The 25,730-nt window shown below is 40.5% G+C and carries 23 protein-coding genes; 4 read left to right on the top strand and 19 right to left on the bottom strand.

Annotated features, from left to right (window positions below; all coding sequences use genetic code 11):
- Positions 1–13 precede the first annotated feature (13 nt).
- Together FVA69_RS18180 and FVA69_RS18175 are read right to left on the bottom strand one after the other, a co-directional pair.
- Positions 14–994, bottom strand: coding sequence for a sugar kinase (locus FVA69_RS18180; RefSeq protein WP_109912670.1), 981 nt, complete (start codon positions 992–994; stop codon positions 14–16).
- A 4-nt stretch (positions 995–998) separates the two neighbouring features.
- The gene (locus FVA69_RS18175) at positions 999–1,781 is read right to left on the bottom strand and encodes a sugar phosphate isomerase/epimerase family protein (RefSeq protein ID WP_117162586.1); all 783 of its coding nucleotides are present in this window, start codon (positions 1,779–1,781) and stop codon (positions 999–1,001) included.
- 473 nt (positions 1,782–2,254) lie between these two features.
- On the opposite strand from FVA69_RS18175, the gene FVA69_RS18170 reads away from it, so the two are divergent.
- A complete protein-coding gene (locus FVA69_RS18170) occupies positions 2,255–3,601 on the top strand; it encodes a phosphoethanolamine transferase (RefSeq protein ID WP_123382233.1) in 1,347 nt (448 codons plus the stop codon).
- A 63-nt stretch (positions 3,602–3,664) separates the two neighbouring features.
- On the opposite strand, the gene FVA69_RS18165 is transcribed toward FVA69_RS18170, so the two are convergent.
- From FVA69_RS18165 to FVA69_RS18135, 7 genes are all read right to left on the bottom strand, one after another.
- On the bottom strand, positions 3,665–5,137 hold the full coding sequence (locus FVA69_RS18165) for an FGGY-family carbohydrate kinase (protein ID WP_164529195.1): 1,473 nt from the start codon (positions 5,135–5,137) through the stop codon (positions 3,665–3,667).
- 11 nt (positions 5,138–5,148) lie between these two features.
- The gene (locus tag FVA69_RS18160; protein ID WP_109912666.1) at positions 5,149–6,012 is read right to left on the bottom strand and encodes an L-ribulose-5-phosphate 3-epimerase; all 864 of its coding nucleotides are present in this window, start codon (positions 6,010–6,012) and stop codon (positions 5,149–5,151) included.
- Between the two features lie 18 nt (positions 6,013–6,030).
- Complete coding sequence (locus FVA69_RS18155; protein ID WP_004259206.1) at positions 6,031–7,065, bottom strand: ABC transporter permease; 1,035 nt, start codon at positions 7,063–7,065, stop codon at positions 6,031–6,033.
- A gap of 13 nt (positions 7,066–7,078) precedes the next feature.
- Positions 7,079–8,068, bottom strand: a complete 990-nt coding sequence (locus FVA69_RS18150; protein ID WP_004259203.1) for an ABC transporter permease — start codon at positions 8,066–8,068, stop codon at positions 7,079–7,081.
- Positions 8,061–9,578: a sugar ABC transporter ATP-binding protein gene (locus FVA69_RS18145; protein ID WP_004907876.1), complete on the bottom strand. Its 1,518-nt coding sequence runs from the start codon at positions 9,576–9,578 to the stop codon at positions 8,061–8,063. The genes FVA69_RS18150 and FVA69_RS18145 overlap by 8 nt, the downstream gene beginning before the upstream one ends.
- A gap of 157 nt (positions 9,579–9,735) precedes the next feature.
- On the bottom strand, positions 9,736–10,728 hold the full coding sequence (locus tag FVA69_RS18140; protein ID WP_036958239.1) for a substrate-binding domain-containing protein: 993 nt from the start codon (positions 10,726–10,728) through the stop codon (positions 9,736–9,738).
- Between the two features lie 209 nt (positions 10,729–10,937).
- On the bottom strand, positions 10,938–11,750 hold the full coding sequence (locus FVA69_RS18135) for a DeoR/GlpR family DNA-binding transcription regulator (RefSeq protein WP_164529194.1): 813 nt from the start codon (positions 11,748–11,750) through the stop codon (positions 10,938–10,940).
- 455 nt (positions 11,751–12,205) lie between these two features.
- Between FVA69_RS18135 and araD the strand changes: the two genes are divergently transcribed.
- Positions 12,206–12,904 (top strand): L-ribulose-5-phosphate 4-epimerase, encoded by a 699-nt coding sequence (gene araD / locus FVA69_RS18130; RefSeq protein WP_004907879.1) that lies wholly within the window; start codon positions 12,206–12,208, stop codon positions 12,902–12,904.
- Between the two features lie 194 nt (positions 12,905–13,098).
- Here the strand turns inward: araD and FVA69_RS18125 are convergent, their stop codons facing one another.
- The 7 genes from FVA69_RS18125 to FVA69_RS18095 form a co-directional block, all read right to left on the bottom strand.
- On the bottom strand, positions 13,099–14,142 hold the full coding sequence (locus FVA69_RS18125; protein ID WP_109912665.1) for a tyrosine-protein phosphatase: 1,044 nt from the start codon (positions 14,140–14,142) through the stop codon (positions 13,099–13,101).
- 13 nt (positions 14,143–14,155) lie between these two features.
- Positions 14,156–14,986: a PTS system mannose/fructose/sorbose family transporter subunit IID gene (locus FVA69_RS18120; protein WP_004907883.1), complete on the bottom strand. Its 831-nt coding sequence runs from the start codon at positions 14,984–14,986 to the stop codon at positions 14,156–14,158.
- The gene (locus FVA69_RS18115) at positions 14,983–15,774 is read right to left on the bottom strand and encodes a PTS mannose/fructose/sorbose/N-acetylgalactosamine transporter subunit IIC (RefSeq protein ID WP_004907885.1); all 792 of its coding nucleotides are present in this window, start codon (positions 15,772–15,774) and stop codon (positions 14,983–14,985) included. Before FVA69_RS18115 ends, FVA69_RS18120 begins: the two co-directional genes overlap by 4 nt.
- Before the next feature lie 46 nt (positions 15,775–15,820).
- On the bottom strand, positions 15,821–16,294 hold the full coding sequence (locus FVA69_RS18110) for a PTS system mannose/fructose/N-acetylgalactosamine-transporter subunit IIB (RefSeq protein WP_109912664.1): 474 nt from the start codon (positions 16,292–16,294) through the stop codon (positions 15,821–15,823).
- 9 nt (positions 16,295–16,303) lie between these two features.
- A complete protein-coding gene (locus FVA69_RS18105) occupies positions 16,304–16,735 on the bottom strand; it encodes a PTS sugar transporter subunit IIA (RefSeq protein WP_004907889.1) in 432 nt (143 codons plus the stop codon).
- 187 nt (positions 16,736–16,922) lie between these two features.
- Positions 16,923–17,774 carry a MurR/RpiR family transcriptional regulator gene (locus FVA69_RS18100; protein WP_109912662.1) on the bottom strand — a complete coding sequence of 284 codons (852 nt, stop codon included), beginning with the start codon at positions 17,772–17,774 and terminating at the stop codon, positions 16,923–16,925.
- Positions 17,775–17,997: 223 nt separating this feature from the next.
- Complete coding sequence (locus FVA69_RS18095; protein ID WP_164529193.1) at positions 17,998–19,491, bottom strand: UxaA family hydrolase; 1,494 nt, start codon at positions 19,489–19,491, stop codon at positions 17,998–18,000.
- A gap of 237 nt (positions 19,492–19,728) precedes the next feature.
- Here FVA69_RS18095 and exuR point away from each other — a divergent pair, with 237 nt between their 5' ends.
- Complete coding sequence (gene exuR, locus FVA69_RS18090; RefSeq protein WP_004907894.1) at positions 19,729–20,490, top strand: transcriptional regulator ExuR; 762 nt, start codon at positions 19,729–19,731, stop codon at positions 20,488–20,490.
- Here the strand turns inward: exuR and FVA69_RS18085 are convergent, their stop codons facing one another.
- From FVA69_RS18085 to FVA69_RS18075, 3 genes are all read right to left on the bottom strand, one after another.
- Positions 20,491–21,225: a Crp/Fnr family transcriptional regulator gene (locus FVA69_RS18085; RefSeq protein ID WP_004907896.1), complete on the bottom strand. Its 735-nt coding sequence runs from the start codon at positions 21,223–21,225 to the stop codon at positions 20,491–20,493.
- Positions 21,226–21,390: 165 nt separating this feature from the next.
- Positions 21,391–22,701: an MFS transporter gene (locus FVA69_RS18080; RefSeq protein WP_042851501.1), complete on the bottom strand. Its 1,311-nt coding sequence runs from the start codon at positions 22,699–22,701 to the stop codon at positions 21,391–21,393.
- A 249-nt stretch (positions 22,702–22,950) separates the two neighbouring features.
- Positions 22,951–24,063 carry a mandelate racemase/muconate lactonizing enzyme family protein gene (locus FVA69_RS18075; protein ID WP_164529192.1) on the bottom strand — a complete coding sequence of 371 codons (1,113 nt, stop codon included), beginning with the start codon at positions 24,061–24,063 and terminating at the stop codon, positions 22,951–22,953.
- Positions 24,064–24,391: 328 nt separating this feature from the next.
- On the opposite strand from FVA69_RS18075, the gene FVA69_RS18070 reads away from it, so the two are divergent.
- Positions 24,392–25,711 carry a polysaccharide deacetylase family protein gene (locus FVA69_RS18070; protein ID WP_164529191.1) on the top strand — a complete coding sequence of 440 codons (1,320 nt, stop codon included), beginning with the start codon at positions 24,392–24,394 and terminating at the stop codon, positions 25,709–25,711.
- Positions 25,712–25,730 lie beyond the last annotated feature (19 nt).

The raw sequence follows: 25,730 nt of genomic DNA, 5'->3' as shown, positions 1-25,730 counted from the left end.
AATCGATTTCCTTTTAACATACCGCTTTAGTGGTGGCTGCGTAGAGTAATGCCATTTCATGCTGCAGTTGCGCTTGGGTTGGTAAACCTTCACTATCACCTATAACTTGAATGGCTCTTGCTCCAACAAAATTACCTCTTGCAACAGCTTGCGGTAATGTTAAGCCTTCAAGTAAGGCGCTAATGACGCCAACGGCAAAGCCATCGCCAGCTCCAACGGTATCAATGACGTGTTTAACATGAACGGCAGGAGATATGCCCTGCTGGTTATCCGCTGTTTTATAATATGCGCCGTGTTCTCCGGTTTTAATCACAACGGCTTCAACACCGTGAGCGAGATAAAAATCAGCAATAGACTCGGGTTGGTCGAAGCCTGTCAGAATTTTGCCTTCTTTTAAGCCAGGTAAAACCCAATTAGCTTGAAACGCGAGTTGGTTGAGCTGTTTCACCATTTCTGTTTCACTCTTCCATAGAGAAGGGCGCAAGTTTGGGTCAAATGATAGTGTTTTACCTGCATTTCGCATCCATTTCGCGGCATACAGTGACAGTTGGTAGCTGGTGGGTGAAAGCGCGGCTGCCACACCACTTAAATGCAAATGGCGTGCGGATAAGAAATAATTTTCATTAAAATCGGTTAAATCTAAATGGCTTGCCGCAGATCCTTGACGGAAATACTCCACGATGGGATCGGTTCCATTTTCAGCTTTAGATTTAAGTTGAAAGCCTGTTGGGTAATGAGAGTCTACCGTAACACATTGAGTATCCACATGTTCATTATCTAATGTGGCTTGGATAAAACGCCCGAAAGAGTCATTACCTAAGCGGCTTATCCATCCTGTTCTTAACCCAAGGCGTGAAAGGCCAACAGCAACGTTGAGCTCTGCTCCTGCAGCACGGCGAACAAAGTTTTCGACCTCATGCAATTTCCCTGTTTGCGTGGCGACGAACATCATCATGGCTTCGCCAAGAGTAACTACATCTAATTGATTTTTCATTAAATTAATTTCCCCTTTCACTGAGAGAGCTTTTAACAGAGAAGTTCTTTAATAGAGAAACATAGTATTCAGTGACTGCGCGTAAATCATGCCCTTCGAGCGGAAACTCGATACCACAAGGAGCGTCATTTGGTAGAAGGTTGAGTACTTCTTTCCATGTGCCGTCGCTGTCATCAAGTGCTACAGCAACGCGTTTATTGCTACGCAATTGGCAGGCTTTAACGTGAATGTAAGCGACTTGGGAAGCAAAAATATGTGCAGCTTTTAACGGATCTTCCCGATGCCAGTACCAGTTCGCCATATCAAACGCCATTTTTATAGGCATATTTTGGTGTTTTACATCAGCAAAAAAACGTTCAAGAGGCGCAATATGGCCACCGACTTCGGTTTGGTCATTCTCGATCACTAACTGCGTGTTGTATTGATTGAGAAGATTAATGACTTCCGATAAATCATAATTTTCTGGTAATTCACCGAGTGATAGTTTTAAAAAGCGAGCATTAAGTTGTTTGGCATCTTCAAAATAGCCTTGTAGTTTAGTGATAGCGATAGGTCTACGTTGCTGAAATAGTGTGTCAGGCACGGAATAAACGGCGGTGAGCTGCCTTGATTGTAACCCTTTGGCAATATCCGAAAGATTATCGCTTGGTAGTAAGAGTTCTTGGCGAATCTCTGCGCCATCCGCATGGCTGTTTTGAATAATATCTAATACAGCCTGTTGGCCACCTAATTGTTTTACGGTTTGTGCCCCATAAGCGGCGGTGACAACAATAATGTGTTTGCTCATGACTTTCCTCTCTCTGAATAGGGCATTAGCCTATTTGTCATTGCGAATAACTCATTATGGAACCGGTTCCATTGTGCTTTCTAGTGACAAAAGAGCAAAATCAGAGCTATATCACTAACCCAATAGCGACAAATGTTTAATTGCCGATCTTTATCACAACTCTAGATGTAATGGGTGTAACGCCTATTATTCTTTCTGATCAATACATTTATATTCCATAACTAATTGATTATTATTTTTTTATATACAGGCAATATGAAAATGTACCTAATAAATGCGTGATTCTTCATAATTAATTATTGTTATCGGTATCTCAATTTCGTCTTCTTTGTCTTTCAATGAAACAATATTTCAATATATTAATTAATGTGTGAAATTTTAGTGCAATGACTGCATTAATTTCACAAACTCTACCCTGGCTACACCACAGCAACTCATAAAAAATAATAAGTTACGAAGATGAGGTTCTGAATATGAAAGTAATGAAATTAACCGCACTTTGTAGTGCGCTTCTGTTAGCTAGCGTTACATGGGCTCAAGCAAATACTAATGAAAGTGCGGGAGTCTATAAAAAAGCCTGTACACCAGAGTTAATCCAAGCAGCAAAAAGCAATGCAGATCTTTGCTATGGGGTGAATACGGCTAGTGATATTCAAATTACTAAAAAAAATGATGATAAATATAAGATAAAAGTCGTCATTATTGGTGAAAGTACCAATAAAAATTATATGAATACTTATGGTTATCCATTAGAAAATACACCATTTCTTTCATCGGTAAATGGACGTTTTTTCAATAATTTTATTAGTGCAGCATCCAATACGGTACCGACCTTAACGCGTGCATTAGCGAAAAATGATTTAAATACAATCACACAGCACCATGAAAAGCCGTATTACAATAATAATTCGGTTGTTGATTTAGCCAATAAAGCGGGTTATGAGACCTATTACATCGGTAATAATGGCAGCTTTGGTGATGATGAAATTGGCTTTACAAATTATTTTCTAAAGGCGAATTATTTTTTACCGGTTAGAGACAGCAAGCCTGGTTTTGACAACCTTTTCGTGCAAGAAAAGGTTGTCGTTGATGACAATGTGAATAAACTCACCAATGATTTTAAAATGTTACCTGCCTTTAAAGCCGCGTTAAATAACCCATCCGATAAAGAAAAAGTCATTTTTGTTCATATGTGGGGGCCTCACCATGATGGTTGGCCGAAAGGAGCTTGTGAACTCGTTAAAAATAATTACAACATTAACCCTGAGCAATTTGATACGGGCTGGGGAAGTATAGCGAACTGTTATGTTTCAGCGATTAAACTGAGTGATGATTTTATTGGTGATATTTATAGTATCTTGCAAGAAAATAATAAAAATGGGGATAACCCATTCTCCATTTTATATTTTTCTGACCATGGGCAAGGGCTAGTCAAAGCTAATAAACAGCACGTAAAAGCACTGGAAGCAGAGTATAAAGGGTATATCAAAGAAGGAAATCTATACTTACGTCATGGTCAACTCGTGAAAGGGGCATATCAAGTTCCATTAGTGGTCATCAATTCGGATGATACTAAACGTGAATTTCGCGATGAAACGTTAAGTGAGTGGAATTTATTTGATTATTTCGCGTCGTGGTTAGGCGTAGAAACTAACCTAACATCCCCAGCGAAAAGTATCGTAGCGGAGACTATCACACCTGAAAAAGATATTGATGTCTTTGTTTTCCCACGGGATGAGTTTGTGAAGTACGATAGCCTGCCGCAGGATACCGTATTATCACCAGCCACAGTTAATACCCAAGTCGTCGCTGACAATTAATTTGTCAAAAAATAAGGCAGAATTGGGTCATCAATTCTGCCTTTATTATCTTTATTCAATAGGTTATTGACTCAATGCATCGGCAACTGCTTTAAAGCGGGCAAATTTATCACGTAAATGTTGATACCCAACGGCGTTTGGTTGGTAAGTGGTGATTTTAGGGGTACTTGCTGCAATGGCGACATCAAAACCTGAGTAGTAACCTGTTCCGACAGCGGCACAAAGTGCTGCAGCTTGGCAACCTGATTGCTGTACGTTGACGACATCTAACGGCAAGTTACTGGCATCACAGAACATTTGCATCCACAATGGTGACTGTGTTGGGCCACCCGTGAAGCGAATAGATTCAGTTGTATTATCAAGTCCAACGATACGGTCTTGGTGCAATAAATGTGAAAATACAATCCCTTGATAGATAGCATAAACAATATCGGCATCCGTATGGTGTGAACTTAATCCGAGTAGACCACCGTGCAAATTACTGTGGTAGTTAGAACCGTACAGCCAAGGGAAAAATAGAATATCGTTTGGCCGCGTTGCCCCTTCAGCCACACAGTGATTTAGTACATCATAATCTTGCAAACGTTGATTGAAGAAGTGACGAGTGAACCACGCGAGGTTACTGGCGGAAGTCGGGCTGCCTTCGTGGACAAAATAGGTACCTGGAATACAGTATTTACTCCATACGTATGGGTAATCTGAAGGCACGATTTCATCGAAGACACGTGTTGAAATGGTCCAAGTTCCGGCTACGGCGCTGAGTTTATCTTTTTGACTCACCCCTGACGCCAACGCTGCACCCACGACATCAAAGAAGCCACCAAATACAGGGGTTCCTTCCACAAGCCCAGATTCTACAGCAGCTTTGTGGGTTACCGTTCCTGCTAATTGCGCTGAGTTAATTACTGGGGCCAGCTTGTCATTTGCTTCATCAATACCAAATAGTTGGCATAATTTAGGATCATAGTTCGACAGGGTTTGGTTAAATAATTGGCTACCAGAAATATTGGTTTCTTCGCAGGCAATTTGGTCGGTTAGACGGTAGCGGATGTAATCGTGGACCATCAAAACATGCTGAGTATCACGATAATTATCAGGCTCGTATTGTTTTAACCAGCGTAGTAGGGCCACAGGATGAGAAGCCCATAATTGCTGTAAACTCAATGGATAAGCTTTATCCGCAGTGCCGTCTTGGTGCCATTCATCAACAATAGATTGAGCGCGTGAATCAGATGACACAATCCCATTTCTAACCGGTTTTCCTTGGCTATTGAGTAAATACAGCCCTTTGCCGTGAGAAGAAAAGCTGACACCGGAAATTTGGGCGGGACTGAGTTGGCTATTTTGAATCGCTTGGCGGATCACGCTGCAAGCCGCTTCCCACAGCATCTCCATATTACGTTCACTAAAACCTGCTTGTGGACTCTCAGTGGGAAAAGAATGTTCAGCAACGGTAATTTCTTGGCCTTCTGCGGTGTAGATACCCGCTTTAATGACGGTACCACCAAGGTCAACACCCATAAAAAATGCATTCATTATCGGCTCCTTTAGGCGTTGTACCAGCCTGCTTGTTGCATTTTGTCTTCCATCCAATGACGGGCTTTGATAATTTCAATCAGCGGCTCATCGGCTTTTTCTGTCCACATTTCAATCAGGAAGGAACCGCGGTAATTTAAACGTTTTAATAATTTGAATAAATTAACAAAATCTACGCAGCCTTCGCCGAAAGGCACATCACGAAATTGGCCTTTGCAGGTTTCGGTCACTGCATACGTATCTTTTAAGTGAATCGCTGCGACGTGTTCAATTCCTTGGGTGAATTCTTTTTCGACATCATTACCCCACGCGGTTAAGTTACCGACATCAGGATACACACTGAACCAAGGTGAGCGAATCTTATCGGAAAGCGTTTGCCATTTGCTAATGGAATTCATAAAAGGCGTATCCATGATTTCCACTGCACACATCACTTGAGAAGCGGCTGCAATTTCACTGACCCATTGCATGCCTTTTTCGAAATTAGCAATCGTTTCGGCATCTTGCTCTTCATAGTAAACGTCATAACCCGCAAGCTGTATAGTACGAATACCTAAGTCTTGAGCGAGCTTAATGGCTTTTTCCATTAAGGTATAGGCCATCATACGGGTGGCTTCATCATGGCTACCGAAAGGAAAGCGGCGATGGCCGGATAAACACATACTTGGAATGCGAATGCCTGTTTCTTGAATGGCGCTAACAACTTCCAGGCGTTCTGCGGTGCTCCAGTCTAACCGAGCTAAACGCTCGTCAGTTTCATCTACTGACATTTCCACAAAATCGTAACCCGCAGATTTTGCGATAACTAATTTTTCTAACCAACTGCTGTTTTTCGGTAATGCTTTTTCATAAATACCAATTGGATGCTTGCGCATGGTTTTCCCCTTGAAAAATTAACTTTGTGTCGATGCTTTATTAAGGCGTTGGTTGCGGTTCATCGCACGTTTAGCACTCCATTTTTCTTTGAAGAACTTGAATGCTAATGCCAAGATGAGCGTGATCCCCCAAACAGCGAGGTTAAAGTGCAGGCTCACGCCTAGCAGGCTTAAACCTGTCGCAATGACCTGTAAAACCAATAAGGCACAGAACACTCGGCTAACCTTACCAACCCCCCCAAATGGGTTAGTTCCACCTAATACGATGGCAAGAATGGTGAGCAGTAAATAGGAATCTCCGTAGCCCATACGTGCAGAGTTAAAGCGAGCCATCATGATTAGCCCAGCTAACACACATAACAGACTAGAAATGGTGTATATCGCAATCATGACACGGTCGGTACGAATACCGCTGAACCACGTTGCATTGATATTACTGCCACTCATATAGATATTTTTACCTAGCCGAGTACAGCCTAGAAAAAGCGCTAAGAGAATTGCGGTAACGATGAAAATAATCATCGCGATTGGCACCCCAAGCACGGTATCGGAACCAATGGCACGAACAATGGGCGGCATGCCACTCAGTGCCGCTCCTTTGGTGAGGTAAACACCAATACCGCTGATAATCGTCATGGTGCCGAGAGTGACTAGAATAGGGTGTGCCCCGATGTGGGAGATCATCAGTCCCGTTAAGCTACCAATAATGACCGCAATTACGGTTGCGCCAATTAATGCGAAGACTAACCACATCAGCTGTGTACCCGTTCCTGCATCCACCGGAAGGTAATTGATAAACACCCAAGCCATAAACAGGCCGGTTAAGTTAGCGGTACTAATAATTGCAAGGTTTAAGCCGCCACTTAACATAGGTACAAACATGGCAAAGGTAAGTAAGCCCAATTCAGGTAACTGAAAAGTGATACTTAAAAACGTGTTTTGGGTAAAAAAGTGACCTGGCATGGCAATACTAAATGCGGCGATAGCCAGAACAAAGATTGAAAGCAGTCCGATAACAGAGCCATCAATTTTAAAAAAAGCATTTTTTTTCATGGTGATATTCCTGTTAAACAAAACCTACGTCCGTCTCTTTACGTTTTTTGTAGTGAGTAATACAAATCGCAATGAGAATAACCAGCCCAATGACGATATTGACGAAGTAGTTTGAAACACCAATCAGGTTTAGGCCGTTTTTCAAGATACCAATCAGGAAAACGCCCATTAGTGTACCTATCACAGAGCCTCGTCCACCGGATAAACTGGCGCCACCTAATACAGCTGCAGCAAGCACATCCAGCTCTCCGCCCACAAGGGCACTCGGTACCACTTCGCTCATTCGGTAGGTTTGCAACATGCCGCCAATCGCCGCCATTGCACCAAGGTAGCCATAGGCAAACAAGTAAATCACTGAAACACGGATACCAATACGAGATGCAGATTCTTGACTTCCGCCTACAGCGTATAACTGACGGCCGATGTGGGTTTTATTCATCAAAATCCACGTTAAGAAGGCAATGCCAAGCATCACAATTAACGGCAAGCCAACTTGGTAATATTCGCCATCCACTTCAAAAGGCAAGATAGTCACAGGGTCAACCCACCAATCAGGCAAGTCATAAATACTGTGCCCATTGGTTAACCACATCAGCATTCCAAACAGCAGTGATTGCATACTAATGGTGATAATGATCGACACAACATTCAGCGAATAAATTAAAATGGCATTGATTAATCCAAAGGCGATACCGATGATAATCGCTAATGTGATACTGACCGCAGGGCTTGCAATAAAACCTTGTAATAACCAAGTCGCAATCACGTATTGCACTACGGAAGCCACAGCAGCAAACGAAATATCAATGCCCCCAGTGACAAGAACCACAAATAAGCCCAAGGCGAAAATACCCGTCACCGCATAGCTTTCACTGAGGTCGAGTAAATTTTGAATAGTCAGAAATTGCGGGCTCATCAATGTGAAGAACACCACCATGATAAGAATGACCCAAGTCAGCCAGCCTTCGACAGATTGTGGTCGTAATTTTTGCCAATTAGCCATTGATGATTTCCTCCAATTGTTGCTCATTGATGGAATCTGTCACAATTTCTTTGACGATAGAGCCTTGTTTCATATGTAAAATTCTGTCGCAATTGTAATAAGCTTCGGAGGCTTCATCGGTAATTAATAAAATAGAGATACCGACACCTGACAAACGGTGAATGAGTTTGTAAATACTGTCTTTTGCACCGATATCGACGCCAACGGTTGGCGAATCTAAAATCAGTACTTTAGGGCGTGTTAAAATCCATTTGGCAAGTACCACTTTTTGCTGGTTACCGCCTGAAAGTGTTGAAAGGGCGTTATTTGGGTCGGTGACTTTAATATCTAAGTCGGCTATCCACTCTTGTACGATGTCTTGACACTGTTTTTCATCGATTAAATGCCATGGTGTTTTGAGTCGATCAAGAATCGAAATCACCATATTGTCTGCGATGGATTGCTGTAAGATAGCGCCTAAAGTCAGGCGGTCTTCAGATACATAACCAATACCACGCTTAATAGCGTCGGTGTTATTTTTTAACTTAACAGGCTTGCCTTCGATGAATAATTCGCCGCTGTCTGGATGGGTAATGCCAAACAACGATAGCGCTAATTCGGTGCGGCCTGAACCAAGCAAACCACATAAACCTAATACTTCGCCGCGTTTTAAATTTAAGTTGATATCACGATATTGCCCAGCTCGACTGAGGTTTTTTATCTCGAGTACAGTGCGTCGGTCTTCCGCGTTATTTGGTGGCTTACGTTCATGGACAATGTCTAAGCCAGTCATTAATTCAGTAATTTTGCGTGTAGTTAAGCCTTCAGCAGGCCATGTCCCAATTTTTTGACCATCACGGATCACTGTGATGCGGTCAGAGATCTCTTTGACTTCTTCTAGTCGATGACTCACAAAAACAACGGTAATTCCCTTATCTTTTAGGTAATTAACTGTTGAGAGTAGTTGGTTGACTTCTGTACGGGTCAATGAAGCTGTTGGTTCATCCATAATCACCAGACGTGCATCGGCGACTAAAGCTCGGCAGATAGCAACTTGTTGGCGTTGAGCAATGGGTAAGAATTGTACCGGTGTGTCAGGGTCAATGGTGAAAGCCAACTCATTGAGGATTTCTAACGCTTTTTCGCGCAGTTGTTTTTTGCGAAACCAGCCAAAATAGCCTTTGAGATTCAGCTCAAAAGCGATATTTTCGGCAACGGTTAAATTTGGAAATAACGACAAATCTTGGTAGATAACTTGTACACCTAATTCACGGGCTTTATCTGGCGTCAGCCGATGATAGCTTTTTCCATCAATTTCAATTTTGCTACCGTCATCAGGGGCATAGACACCACTGATGGTTTTAATTAATGTGCTTTTCCCACACCCATTGGTGCCTGCTAAACAGTGCACTTCACCTTTGTTGAGCGTCAAATCGATATTGCGTAATGCACGGTGACCACCGAAGCTTTTGGAAAGGTCTCGCAAGGTAATGAGTGGATCGGATTTGTCAGCTTTTGAGGTGCTTGTCATAAGTACAATTCCTACTGCAAATAAATTGGTGTTGGCTTGTTCGTGATGAGTTCGAGCTGCTGTGTTAGTACAGGCAACTCGAACTCAAAGAACATAAAATTTAATATATTGATAAATATTGTATTTTTGTTGTGAATGTTATTTTAACAGGGTGAAATTACAGACCGACTTCGACTAATTTTTTAGTATTTTCAATATTCAAATTAACGGGGTTATCACTCAAAATGGTGTTACCACTGACTTTGATTTCACCCATATCACCAATAGACACGCCATCTTTAATTTCTTCACCATTCATCATGGCAGTCGCAACCTGTACAAATACTTGTCCTGCGACTTTTGGATTGGAAATATAGCCGCCATCAATTGCACCTTTTTCCAGTAATTTGATGCCTTGGCCTGGCGTAAATGTCCCGAATACACAGGTTTCATCATTTTTGCGGCGTTTATCAATGGCACGGCCTGCACCGATAGGGCCTTGTGAACCAAATGACATGATGCCTTTTAAGTCTTTGTGTTTAGATAATAAATCATTGGCTGTGCGCATTGAGTCATCAACGGATTCGGCAACACCAAAGCGGTCATCGACCATTTGCATTTTCGGGTAATTTGCTTTTTGGTAAGCAATTGCCGCGTCGGCCCATTCGTTCACTAATGGTACTGTCAGGCTTCCCACAAACATGGCATATTTGCCTTCTTCGCCCATGCATGCCGCCATATCTCTCATATGGTTAGCCCCCATACTTTGGGTATCAAGTAATTCAAAGTCCCAATCTGCATTTTTTTGGTTTGGTGATTCGTGGGTAATGACTTTAATTCCAGCGTCTTGAGCTCGCTTTAATACAGGTTCAAGAACTTTAGCGTCGTTAGGGACAACGCCAATGACATCTACTTTTTTGGCGATTAAATCTTCGATAGCACGAACTTGTTCTGCAGGGTCAGCGGTTGTTGGGCCAACTTGGAAGGCGTTTACTCCCAGTTTTTTGCCTTCTTCAGTAATACCTTGTTCCATAACATTAAACCAAGGAATACCACCGACTTTCACGACGACACCCATGGTAAAGGGCTTTTGTGCTTTTTGTGATTCAGCCATCGCGACATTTGAAAATAGTGCAACGCTCATTAAACAAGGTAAAACTAGCTTCTTCATGTTCATAGTTGTATTCCTTAGTGTAGATGGATACTAAATCAAGAATTTTCATTTTTAGAAATAATGAATTTCTCATATTTAGATATGCCTATAATTAAGTGCTAGGAATTATGAGTAAATAATATCCCTGCACTTATTTAATACAGAAAATAAAATGGAACTTATTATTTTTACTTACATTACAGCTATATAATTTTTATTTTTATAAATTATTTGTCACACTCGATAATTTTAAGATTAGAGAATTGTTTTTGAAAATTATTATCATTTAGTTTGTTTGTAATTAATACGTCAATATCATCAAATGTACAAACCTGACTAAATGCATACTTTCCTAATTTACTATTATCCGCGAGCAAAACTTTATTTTCAGAAACCTGTAACATAATATTTTTTAATTTTGAGTTTATTTCACTGCCATCGCGAATACCATTTTCGATATTGAATCCTTGGCATGAAAGAAATAAGGTTTTTATCTGAAAGCTACGAATAATACTTTCTGCAATTGGGCCATGAAAATCATCATGACGTTCTGAATATTCCCCACCAATACCAATAACACGAACTCGGTCACGGCAGGCCAACGCTTGGATAATTTTGACCGAGTTTGTCACCACGGTGATGTCGATATCGGGTATTTGCCGCGCTAGAAACCAGCAAGTACTGCTGTTATCTAGCATAATACAGTCACAAGGCTGGATTAATTTTAGTGCAGCCTTCGAAATTTTCATTTTGGCATCAGGATGCTCTTCAGTTCTTTTACGAAAAGACTCTGCGCCATCAACCATTTGACTGAGTTTGACCGAAGATGGCATAACATTCACCATCGACATTTCTTCTTGGTCGATGGCCACCGCGCCTCCAAAGCTACGGATGATCCTATTTTCTCGCTCAAGAGTCGTTAAATCGCGACGAATAGTTTCTTGAGACACGAGACATAATTGGGCTAAATCACGTACCAACGCCGAACCATTCTGCGAAACATGAGAACATATTAATTTATGGCGTTCGGCTTGTAACATATTTAGCTCCTATTATTTCCATGGTATTCATTCTGCCCGTGTTGCTTTTTTTTTGTCGTGATTGGATTCAAGTAATCTCTTTTTGAAAAAAACAAAGCCGATTAAAGTGACTTTGATCTTCATTTTATGAATTTAATATAATTTTATTACATAATAATTAGACTCATATCACTATATTGGCGGTGTCTTTTTGTTTTTCTCACAATAAACAAAAAATATTGGGCTAACTCGGTCAATTAACCACATCTTGGTGGTGACTTTATTTGACTGATCGTGACCGATTATGCCCGAATTGGGCTGTTTTGTTGCGAATTTGTAAAGTGAGGTGCTTTTTAAATGGCCTAAATCTGTTTACCTTAATAGGTAGATATAGGTTATCAACACACAAAAAACATCACCATAATAAATTTTTGTTGTTGATATTAAAGCATATTTTAGCAAGCTAGGGAGTTGTTATGTTAGAACAATTGAAACAACAGGTTTTTGAAGCGAATCTCGCCTTACCCAAACATAACCTAGTAACTTTTACTTGGGGTAATGTGAGTGGTATTGACCGTGAAGCTGGGTTAATGGTGATAAAACCTTCTGGCGTTGACTATGAAACCATGAAAGCAGAGGACATGGTGGTGGTCTCGTTGGAAAGTGGAGAGGTGGTAGAAGGGAAATATCGCCCTTCTTCAGATACTGACACGCATTTGGCGCTGTACCAAGCATTCCCTGAAATTGGCGGTATTGTTCATACTCACTCCCGTCATGCCACTATTTGGGCTCAAGCAGGGCAGCCATTGAGTGCCTTAGGGACAACCCACGCTGATTATTTCTATGGTGAAATTCCTTGTACCCGTAAAATGACAGAAAGTGAAATTGAAGGGGAATATGAAAGAGAAACAGGCCATGTGATCATCGAAACCTTCAAGGAAAAAGGGCTGTCAGCAAAAGATATTCCAGCGGTATTAGTGAATAGCCATGGCCCATTTGCTTGGGGAACAAGCCCCGATAATGCAGTGCATAATGCCGTGGTATTAGAAGAAATTGCCTATATGAATTTATTTACCCGTCAATTAAGTTCACAAATAGGTTCAATGCAACAAGTATTATTAGATAAACATTATTTACGTAAACACGGTAAAAATGCGTATTACGGGCAAAAATAAAGCAGTTAAAAATTTATTGAATAAAACTGGCGAATAAAAGTAATTATTGATTTTATAACCAATAACGGATTTTTTCGTCAATAAAATAGCCACAATAAATAGGCTATGTGGCTATTTTACTATTTATTAAATACAGCCATCACTCAGGTTTATTTTATTAAGCCTGTGGTTGTTTATATAACAAGTGAATTTATTTAAACTAAGTATATTTCTCTAAGTTGCTTAATATCATTATTTGTGAATTTAAGTTCATTTTTAATATAGTTTTCTACAGAGCCGGATATTTCTTCCATCGTATTAAATACCTCTATAATAAATGATTCTTGAGTATCAATCAGTGAAAGTAAATAATCCAGTACATTTTTGTCTTGAGTTATTTTCCGATATCCTGCCATTTTAATTTCGTTACGTTCAAGCCGGTTAAAATGGGTGAGCATATAGTCCTGCACAATGGTTTCTTTCGGAACACCTAACATGGAAAGTACCAGTAATGCGCCATAACCGGTTCGATCTTTTCCGCCGCGGCAATGCTGAATATTTGGGGCATTATGACTATCTAATAAGACTTCTATCATTTGCTTAAAGGCGGATTTTGACTTATCACTCACTACAAATTGGCGATATTGTTCTAATATTTGTAACCCATCGCCGTTAATCATCTCTTTCGGAATATGCTGGATAACACTTTCGATTAACGCTTTATCTTCATTATCTGGTGATGCGGCAAATTGTGCTGCTAATTCAGCAGTTTGAGCCGTTGCATCAAGATGGTAGGTTTTCTTTTCACCAACATGGCAATTGGGCGATTTATTAATTTCATTTTGAGTACGATAATCGATAATGCTGTTAATCCCTAGATGGGAAATATAATTTACCGCTTGTTCATTCAAATTAAATAGATGGTTGGAACGGTATAACATTCCCCATTTCACCTGTTTTCCGTCTGTTGTGGTATAACCCCCAAAATCACGGAAGTTATTTAATCCCTCAATAGGTAATGTTCTTTCAGCGAATAATTTACGTCCATTGGCATTTTGTAAAATAAAATAGATGCGTTGTTTAGCATTTAATGGGTCTTGAACTGTAATGGTATTCTCTAATTTATCTGTAATGAAATTCTCAGGATAAACCTGAGTATCAGGTTTATCCGTCCAATATAATGCCAGAGGAGAGGATGGAATTTCACTAAACTTTATTTCGAGTGTTGATTCATTCACTCTGTTGACTTCGATTTCCATATATTTCCCTTTATCATCCTAAAATTCCGAACACGGAACAAACAACACCTAAAACCATAATGGCAACAATGAGTGCAACGGTATGTTTTCCTTGAAATTTACGAACAAGGAAGAAAATACCGAGTGCAAAGAGAAGGGTGAGTAAGTTAGGTATTACCTTGTCAAACATCTCTTGTACTTTGATAGATTGTTCACCGACGGCGATGGTTAGCGGAGTGGAAAGCTTGACGGTCGTCGCTATCAAGGAACCTAGGACCATGACCCCGACAACGTTCGCTATATTAGTAATTCGCTGAATAATATTTGATTTTTTCGATTGCTCGATTAAATCAACGCCTTTGTTATAGCCATAATGAATAAAGAAATATTTGGTACCGATATTGACGATATTAAACAGAATAAACATTAATATAGGGCCGATAATATTACCTTGCAGCGCAAATGCGGCTCCGATGCTGCCGCAAATGGGCAGCCATGTAAATTTTAATAAGCTATCACCAAGACCTGCAAATGGCCCCATCAAACCAGCTTTTACAGAAATGACTGCCTCTTTTTCTTCTTCTGTTGTTTTTTCTTCTAATGCTGCGGTGACACCGAGAATTAATGCACCTGCGTTAATTTGTGTATTAAAAAACTCGAAGTGGCGTTGCATGGCTTTAATACGTGTTTCTTGATCTGCTTTTTCATAAAGTTTATCGAGAACGGGTACCATGCAATGAGCAAAACCAATTGTTTGCAGTTTTTCGTAGTTGTATGAGAATGACATGGTTTGAATTCGCCAAAACATACCATTAAGCTCTTTTTTCGTGAGTTTTTTATTTTCAGAGGTGGTTATTTCACTCATAGGTCATACTCCTCTTCTTCATTTTTATGGGAAGTTGGTGCTGTTTTTTCTTCTGGTGTTTGGCGCAAGCTGTTGGCAAATGCCATGTCATAAAGCACAGCAAATGCCAGAGCGATAAAAGTAATTGGGATAATTGGTAGTTTTAAATAGGTTGTGAGCATAAAACCGAGCAGAAAGAAAAACCACATTCTGCCTTTAAGTAACATGAGTAACAGAATACAGATACCGACAGCAGGGATTAGTTTAGATGCGACACCCATACCGGTAAGAATACTTTCAGGTACGGCATTTAATATGCTATTGACTAAGTCACTACCAAAATAAACCGCAATAAAGCAGGGAATGGCACGAATAAAAAACCACAGTGGCGTCGAGAAATAATGCACTTTTGTTAGGCCACTGTAGTTGCCATCAAGAATGGATTTACTGGCCCAGACATTTAAAAAACTAGCAAAAGAACGCCAGATAATCAGTAATTGCTGACATAGAATAGAGACTGGTACGGCAAGGGCGATACCCGCTGCAATTCCGCCATTGGAAGCAATACCGAGCGCAACTCCAATAATTGAACCGGCGATAATATCGGGTGCAGAATAAGCACCAACATTACCAATTCCCATCCACATTAATTCTAATGTGGCGCTAATGGCTAACCCTTGCACCATATCGCCCATGATAATACCGGCCACAGTACCGGTGAGTAATGGGCGTCTTAGCATTTGCGGACCGACATCATCCAATGAGCAAATACCTGCCCAAATCGCAATTAAAATGGCCTCTACCAACATAATAGGCTCCTCACTTATTGAGTGAAAATAAGTATGATTAGATGAATTAATTGAGTAATGTTTTTAATTCAACAATGGGATCTTTAGGAACCATTTGAATTTCAACAGTAACGTTATTGTTGATGAGCGACCTAAAGGCTTGTTCTTCATCCGGTGTCACAGCAACCGCACGAGATAAATTACGACGGCCTTCTTGCATGCGCATTCCGCCGACATTCAGTTTTTCCAATTTTAAGCCACTTTCGACGAGCCTATTCACATCAATACTGTTAGTAAACAGCAACATAGTGCGGCGTTTAATTTCTGCTTTTTTTAAGACTTCAATGAATTTATCGACACCAAAAACGACGACTTTTAGATCTGGTGGCGCCGCCATAGTAAGAACGGATTGTTGAACAGTATCATTGGCAACTTTGTCGTTGACGATAATCACCTGCTCAATATCAAAATTTTTAACCCAAGTAGTAATAACTTGGCCGTGGATAAGTCTGTCATCAATTCGAGCAACGTTAATTGGCATGGGATTCTCCTAAAGTTCGCTATCGTTTTGTGCTAATGGCTTAAGTTGTTCACCGACATTAATGCAACTGTCAGGGAATACATCATTAATGACTTGATGAAGTTCATGTAAAGGTAGGTCTCGGTTGCTGAGTATTTCGAGAAAAGTCGGAACGTTGATTCCGCAGTACAGCACGACATCATTTTGAGTAATAACGAGCTCACTGGCTAAATTGCAAGGAGAACCGCCTAATAAATCGACCAAAATTAAAACGCCATTGCCTTTATTAACATGCTGATATGTTTCAAATAAATGTTTTTTTACCTCATTAATATTGCTTTCTCTTTGAATCGAAATCACGCTGATATTTTCTTGCGAGCCGATCAGCATTTCAGCACATTCCAGTAATCCTTGTGCAAAAGGCCCATGGCTAGCCAGTATGATAGGTATTTGAGAGCTCATTTTTTCCCCTTGTATTTATCTTTTTTATTTTAGTAATAAAATTACTTTTATATATTTATTTTAAAGTAACAATATCACAAAAAATAGGAATGAAAAGAGGGAGCTCCCTAGAAAGGGTCATTTTTGTGAGCAAGATCGAAGTGGCTACTCAGAGCCACATAGGCGATATTAAGAAGGAGAAAGCTGATCAGTTATTGCTATTTAGACGAGTAAAGCGTTCCGCACGAGTGTTAATTTGTTTTTGAATTCTTTCATCATACTGTTTGATAAATAAGTTAGTAATCAACATATTAATTACAGTGAGTTGGGATATTTTTGAGCGAATGGGGATGATCCTTGAAATATTTTCAGTCGATATTGTATGCAAGATAGTCTCAGCTAAGGTTGATACTGAACTTTGTCCCATTTTTGTGATAGCAATGGTCGGAACTTTCAATTCTCTGGCAAGAGTGAGTAGCTTGATACATTCGTGGTTTTCACCGGAATGAGATATGACAATGACAAGATCGTTCTGATCTAACGTATTCACGATACTAAATTGAATGCTGTAATCAAGGTGACAATTAACATCTTTTTTTATTTTAATTAATTGATATTCAAATTCTTTTGCAACTAATCCACTACTACCAGCACCATAAATTACAATTTTTTTACTCTTGCTAATTAACTCATTTGCTTGCTTAAAGGCATTTAAATTAACCAAAGCACAAGTTTCTTCTATGGATGATTTTTCAATCAGTCCTACTTTGTGATTAACGGTTTCCATCGAGTCATTAATATCAATATCTTCTTGTAATAGGGTGCCGTAAGATTTGTGATTAATCGATGAAATTAAATCAATTTTTAGGTCACTAAAACCTTGGTAGCCTAACTTATGACACAGGCGCAAAATAGTGGTGGTACTGACCTTATTTTCTTGGGCAAGGGATTGAATGCTAATACTTTGCATGTTTTTCTTATTAGCAATAATGTACTCAGCGACTTGTTTTTCTTTGGTGGAAAGGCTGTCTCTGGCCTCTCTAAGTTTTAGGTCTATCATTATTTATCCTGCTAATAAATTAAAATTTGCCATCAAGAAACGGATCCTACCATATCCTAAAAATAGGGAAATGGTGACTTTTCTTTATTGGGTTCATGTCACGATAAATGAATTTATGGCTCAGGATAGAAAGTCAGGTCTGTAGGGAAAATTAATAAATATAAGTAGTTAGTTATATCCCTATTGCTTAACGATGGCCTAAGCAATAGGGAATAGTTTGTTTTTAAAGTGTGACGCCCATTTTGAAAATTGCTAATTCACGAAAGTCATTGATTTCATTTTTGGTGTGCTCACCATTAACGGTTTTCACAACAAGCTGAATGAAGTCATCTAATAAATGATCCATAGATTTTCCTGTTAATAGGGCGCCCGCATTGAAGTCAATCCAATGGGGTTTTTTGGCGGCTAACTCATTATTAGTCGCAATTTTCATGGTGGGAACAAAGCCACCGTATGGTGTACCGCGACCGGTTGTAAATAACACCATATGACAGCCTGCTGCACCTAAGGCACTGGTCGCAATGGCATCATTACCCGGTGCACTTAACAAGTTGAACCCTGGGGTTGTCAGGCGCTCTCCGTATTTTAAAACATCCATTACTTGGCTAGTGCCTGCTTTTTGTGTGCAGCCGAGGGATTTTTCTTCGAGTGTCGAAATACCGCCTGCTTTATTCCCTGGAGATGGGTTTTCATAAATTGGCTGGTCATGGGCAATAAAATATTGTTTGAAGTCATTGATCATATTGACCGTTTTCTCAAACGTCGGTTCATCATGGCAGTGGTTCATTAGAATTTGTTCCGCGCCAAACATTTCAGGGACTTCCGTTAACACCGTGGTTCCGTTATGGCTGACTAAAAAATCAGAAAAACAGCCCAACAGTGGGTTAGCGGTGATGCCTGAAAGCCCATCAGATCCACCACATTCAAGGCCAAATTTCACTTCACTCAGTTTGCCTGCTTCACGTTTGTCCTGCTGTACGAATTGATAAAGCGTATTAAGGTGCTCGACACCGGCTTCAATTTCATCATCTAATTGTTGGCATACCATGAATTTTACACGTTCATCATCATAGTCACCTAATGTTTCTTTAAAGGCGGCTACTTGATTGTTTTCACAGCCTAAACCAATGACTAGAACACCACCTGCGTTAGGGTGCTTAACCATATCTTGTAAAATAGTACGCGTTGTTAAATGGTCATCACCGAGCTGGGAACATCCTAAAGTATGGTTATACAGATAAACGCCATCAATATCAGAAGCACCATGATGTTGTTTATTAAAGCGCTCGATCATTTTTCTAGCGAGTGCATTCACGCAGCCAACGGTTGGGATCACCCAAATTTCATTGCGGATCGCGACATCACCGTTTGCTCGACGATAGATTTGCACATCTGGATCCGGCCGTGTAGCGGTAATTATGTTGTGTTCAGGGTGGTATTCATATTCATTTAAGGCACTTAAATTAGTCGCTGTATTATGTGTATGAATATGCTCGCCAACGGTTATTTTCGTTGTTGCGTGGCCGATAGGTGCACCATACTTCATGACATTTTCACCCGCTTCAATCGTATCTAGGGCAATTTTATGGCCGCGACCGATGTCCTGCTTTAATGTCACGGATTGGCCATCAACGCTGACAGTATCACCCGAGAGTCTATCGATTAAGGTAATGGCGACATTGTCATTCGGATGTATTTTTATTATATCTTTTATCATATTGCATTCTCTGGGTTGAAAATCGGATTCAGTGCGATCGGCCACTTAGTGTCGATTTTTGGGTTGTCTAAATTTCAAACATTATACGATCCGGTTTATAACTTTTAAAGGTGTTATACCAATTTATTGTGATTTATTTATGGGAGCACTTCTATTTCACCCATCACCATAAAATTTCGTTATACTGTGAGGCATTAGTGGCCAATGAGTCGGGTTGTTATATGAAAGGAGAAAATAATGAGCTCACAAGAGAGTGAACCGCGCCTATACCAACAAGTTGCGGCTTTGGTCAAAGAACGCATCGAAAATGATGAATACCCAATTGGCACTAAATTGCCTGCAGAACGGTTACTTGCTGATGAAATGAAGGTGAGCCGTACGGTGATCCGCGAAGCTATCATTATGTTAGAAGTGGAAGGATATGTGGATGTACGCAAAGGATCTGGCATACACGTCATCAGTAATCGGTCTAATAACTCAGTCAATACAGAAACCGGATTAGAATTTAGTCGTTGTGGGCCATTTGAGCTATTACAAGCAAGGCAACTGATTGAAAGCCACATCGCCGAATTTGCCGCAAGCCAAGCCACGAAAGAAGATATTTTAAAATTGGTTGATATTCAAAAGCATGCTCGTAAAGAGGATCGTTTTCGCGACTCAACATGGGATCTTGCCTTTCACATGCAAATTGCCGCGTCGACCCATAACAGTGCGATGGTGGTAATTGTTGAGCAAATGTGGAGCCAACGCTTACGTAATCCTTACTGGCTCAAGCTTCATGAGCACATTGATAACCGTTCGATTGAGAGCTGGTGTGATGAGCACGACCAAATTTTACAGGCGTTGGCGCGTCGAGACCCGAAAGGGGCGCGGCAAGCCATGTGGCAACATTTGGAAAATACCAAAAAAATGTTGTTCAATGCGACCAGTGATGACTTTGAATTCACTATGGATCGCTACTTCTTCGCAGATAGCCCAACGATGGATGATAACAGCTAGTTATTCTTCATCATCCTCAGAGATCTGCTTCAGCGCGGGGAGATTAACTAAAATAATTTTCCCGTATTTTGCATCAATCCAACCGAGTTTTTCCCATGCAACTAAACGCTTATTGATAGTTTGCCGTGTGGTATTAATGATGGTCGCCAAGTCATCTTGTGTCAGGTATAGGCTCAATTGAATCCCCTTTTCATGAGGTTCACCATAACCTTCCGCTAAGCTCAATAAGCGCTTGGCCAGCCGGGCGGAAACAGACAATAAGGCGCTGTCATTGATAATAGTAAAGGCGTTACGAATCACTTTGCAGAGCAAAATATTCAGAAATTGGTAAAAAACGGGGTGCTTTTCCAAGATCATGGCTAAATCTTTCGGTGATATCGTCAGTAAAATGGTTGGGCTGATTGCTTTAGCATCATGGGTGCGCGCTGACTTATCTAGCATGGCAATTTCGCCAAACCAATTGCCAGGTGAAAGATAGCGAAATACACATTCACGGCCATCTGAGGATATCGAACTCACTTTTACTGAGCCTTGAATCACCGCATATAAACCACGTGCAGGGTCACCTTGATAGTGAACCATTTCACCATCAGGATAGAAGCGTAATGTGGCGCATGTCATTAAGATGGAAATTAAATAATCGGGTAAGTTACTAAACCAACTATTTGTTTTTAATATTTCAAGAATACTTTCATGCGTTAGAACTAATTGACTGTTTTGTACCGCAATGTTCATCTGAATGCTCCCTGCATGATTAGCTGACTTTATCATGACATTTGGTAGGGTTATGTTCAATCATGAACCGCCGTAATATTCGAATAAACCTCACAAATAAGAAATAGAGTAATAGAAAACCCGAGCCATTTATTGCGGCTCGGGAGGGATTCAAAAGATCATTAATTAATCTTCAAATCGTTTTTCAATACCTAATCTTCTTAATGTCAGAATCAACAGACCACCGATAAAGGCGACTAAAGCGATAAAATAGAGCCCTGCACGGGCAGACTCAAAGGTGGTTTCTGCCCACACTCTTAAGTTTGGTGCCACAAAGCCACCTAAGTTACCCACAGAGTTAATCAGGGCGATTCCTGATGCCGCAGCGGTACCGCCTAAGTATGCAGATGGGAAGCTCCAATACAGAGGTTGCATGGCTAAGTGGCCTGCTGCTGCGACACATAACGCAATAATGGCAATAACTGGAATGCTATCGAATAAACCAGAAACAGCGATCCCAGCAGCCCCTAACATAAAGGTAATGGCAGCAACTTTACGGCGTTCTTTTAGACGTTCTGAAATACGAGGAACGTAGTAAACTGCAATGGCTGCACACAGTGGTGGTATGGCGGTGACAAAGCCTACTAGTATGCCGACTTTACTGCCTAATAATGTACCAATTTGGGTTGGTAAGAAGAAATAAATACCGTAACCACAGACTTGAACGGTAAACCAAATCAGACACAGGTAGAGAACACGCATATCTAATAATGCTCTCAGGGCACCTTTCGGGCTATGACCTGCTTTGGCGTCTTCTTCCAAAGCTAATTTAGCGGAAAGTGCATTTTTTTCCTCAGCCGTCAGCCATTTGGCTTTTTCTGGGCGGTCATCAAGGTAAAAGAATACCCAAATCCCGACAATAGATGCCAATAAGCCTTCTACGACAAACATTAACTGCCAGCCGTATAAACCGAAGGCAAATGAAGTTCCTTCTAGTGACAGGAGTGAGCCTGATAATGGGCCCCCAATGATAAATGCCAGTGGTGCACCAAATAAGAAGTAGCCTGTCACCCGTGCCCGGATATTTTGTGGGAACCAGAAGGTTAAATACAAAATAACCCCCGGAAAGAAGCCAGCTTCACTGACACCAAGCAAGAAGCGCAGCACAATAAAGGTGGTTTCATCATGGGCAAACATCATGGCGGCAGAGACTAGCCCCCATGTGACCATAATGCGCGATAGCCATACTCGAGCACCAATGCGGTACAGTAGAATATTACTTGGCACTTCAAACAGTGCGTAGCCGATAAAAAAGATCCCTGCGCCAAATGCGTATGCAGCGTCACTTAACCCAGTCGTTAACTGAAACTCTTGTTTTGCGAAACCAATATTAGAACGGTCTAAATAAGCCAATATGAACATTAATACCACCATTGGTATTATTTTTCGTATTGCTTTGCTGGTAGCCGATGATAAATGATCCGTATTGGTGGACATGGTTCACCCCAGTTTTTTGTAAGATAGTAATGTTATCTATTCATTTTTATTATGTGTTTAGCCCGCCGCTGAATAACCAGCAGAGTAGAGTATAGAGCTAAAATACTCGCCATACTTCAAGTTGCAGTGTTGTTGACCGCATCATGAATTATTTAGAGTGTAAATAAGTAATTTAAAATGAATAATTCTTGTTATTAATTTCCCTTTTTCATGTTGTTAGAAATGAAATATTGAAAAAGGGAATGATCATTATTTCACGTTAAATTTAGCTAATGCTTCAGGTTTTAACGTTGTACCTGCCCCAGGCGCGGTTGGTGTGGTATAAACACCATCAATAACTTCGACCGGGTCAACAAAGCAGTCCAGTGTCCAAGGAATGAATTCTAGTAAAGAGCAGGCTGGATGCGCCATGACCAGATGCAATTGTGCCTGCATCATATCGCCATGGTGTGGTGTCACCGGTAAATTAAAGGCCATACCTAAATCAGCAATTTCCCATACTGCTGTTAAACCACCACAGCGTGTGGCGTCAGGTTGTAAGTAATCAACGGCACCTGCCAAGACAAATTCCTTAAACGAATCATTGTGATAAAGTAATTCACCTAATGCGATAGGTGTGTCCATATAAGCGGCAAGTTGTTTATGGCTGGAGACATCATCATGCCACAACGGCTCTTCAAACCACTTAATATTAAAATCATTTAAACGGTGGCCATATTGCTTGGCTATACTGATATCCCACTTACCATTCGCATCTACCATTAAGTCGATATCATCGCCAATTGCGTGGCGAACCGCTTCAATACGTTGTAGATCTTCGCGTGGGTCTGGTTTGCCAATCTTCATTTTTATTGCTTTGAAGCCTTCTTCGAAGATCATTTTTTTACAATCATCGACTAAGTCTTCTTGGCTACGCACTAACCAACCGCAGTCGGTGTTATAGGCGTTAACTTTATTGTGTTTTGAACCGCCAAACAGTTGCCATAACGGCTGATCTGCGGCTTTAGCTTTGAGATCCCAAAGGGCGATGTCGATGGCAGAAATTGCCATTTGCATTAAACCACCGCGACCAACCCAAATATTGGTTGAGCTGCGAGTGAGTTTTCGATGCAAATAACGTACTTCTGTTGGGTCTTCACCGAGTAACATTGGACCGAAAACATCTTCAATAATGGTGGTGATTAACCGGTCGGTAGTGATATCGGCGTGTGTTCCGGTGTGGCCATAGCCGACTAACCCACATTCTGTTTTGATCATGACACCCGGCATTCCCCAATGGGTAATACTGTGAGTTGAGTCACCAATTAGGTCATTAGTGACAGGTACGTGCATGATAAAAGTACTAATTTCTTTTATTTTCATTGTTGTTCCCAGGTGTTGTAAGGTGGTTGAATGCCAATCTAGCAGTGGGAAATGGATTAAACTGTCAAATGATTTACAGATTGTGCCTTGATGGCGCCTTTTACTGATAAATATGAGCTAGATCTCTTTATTTTGTATGATAGATCACGATGGAATATCTAAATTGGTATAACAACTTAAGGGGTTAAGATAACAACCATACATTTTAAGTATTATTTTTCGTGATAATAATGAGAGTGGGACAATAAAAATTTTTATTGGGGTATGGGGTTCAATCTAGAGTAGGTTTAGAATAATTGCGGAAACCCAGCGTTATAGCGGATGAAAAATGTCTAAACGATTACTTTTATTACTGTGTATTTTATTTACGAATTATTTCTCTCAATCTATGGCTTCTGAAATCGTCAATGATACAGATGATTGGCAGTTGGCAGACATCCCCCCCAAGCTAATTCAAACAAAACAGCCTGAAATTATTTTTGCGATGATTGCTGGAGAAATGCGCGCTGTCGCAGAACTGAACGCAGAACACGGGTTTTACGCTTATTCTCCCTCAGGGGATTATTGTGCGATGCAGTTTGGCAATGACTACGCATTTGTGAAAACGATATCATTTTCTAACAAAAAGCCGCGCTATGTACCTGAAGTAGATAGGCTAAATGACTTACAAAATCCCATTTATGATTATTTAGTCACACACCAAAAAACAGCGGTATACAACTCAACTCAAAGTAATCGTAAGCAAATAGCCTCTTTATGGGAAAACCTGCGTTATCCTGTGTTAGCGCGAATGATTAAAACGGATAAAACAGGTGAAAAAACGGCATGGTTAACCATTCGTATTGGGGATAGGCTAGGCTATGTGCGTTTAGATGATGTTTCGTTGGATAAAGGCATTCCGATTTTAACTTATCACCATATTCTCAAAGACAATGAAAATAAGCATTTTCGTGAAACATCCACCACGACATCGGTGGAAGCATTTCGCGAACAAATGAATTATTTAAAACAAGCGGGCTACCAAACCCTTTCGCTTGCTGATGTGGAAGATTATTTAAATAAATCTGCAAATCTACCGGGTAAGGCTGTTGTGTTGACATTTGACGACGGTTTAAAGTCAGTTTATCGCTATGCATTACCGATTTTAAGGCATAACCGCCAGCAAGCAACGCTGTTTATTATTTCTTCCCGGATTAAAACGCAGCCACAAAAATGGTCAGCGGATGGCTTACAATTTATGAGTAAGCAAGAAATTAAAGATAGCCGAGACGTTTTTAACATCCAATCTCATACTCACTTTTTGCATCGTTTAGATAACCATAACTCACCAATTTTATTTAGCCGGAAAGAACATACCATTATGTTGGACTTTAAACGGTCGATGAAAATTTTGAGTCGCTTCGAACCGGAACAACGCTATTTAGCCTATCCTTTTGGTGGATATAACTCCGCAGCGATGGACGCGGGGGGAAAAGCTGGCTTACATTTAGCACTGACAACCATTCAAGGAAAAGTCAAATTAGGGGATAACCCATTTGCCCTCAAACGTTTGTATGCTTTTCGGACTGACCCATTAGAGAAATTTGCTCAGATGGTTGGAAATAGTGAAAAAAGCGTCATAAATCAAAATATTATTATCGATAGATAATCAATATAGCGAAGTAAGC

The organism is Providencia sp. PROV004 (genome assembly GCF_011045615.1).
GTDB lineage: Bacteria > Pseudomonadota > Gammaproteobacteria > Enterobacterales > Enterobacteriaceae > Providencia > Providencia rettgeri.
Note: the sequence above shows the minus strand (reverse complement) of the source record. Positions and strands in the feature narration are given on the sequence as shown.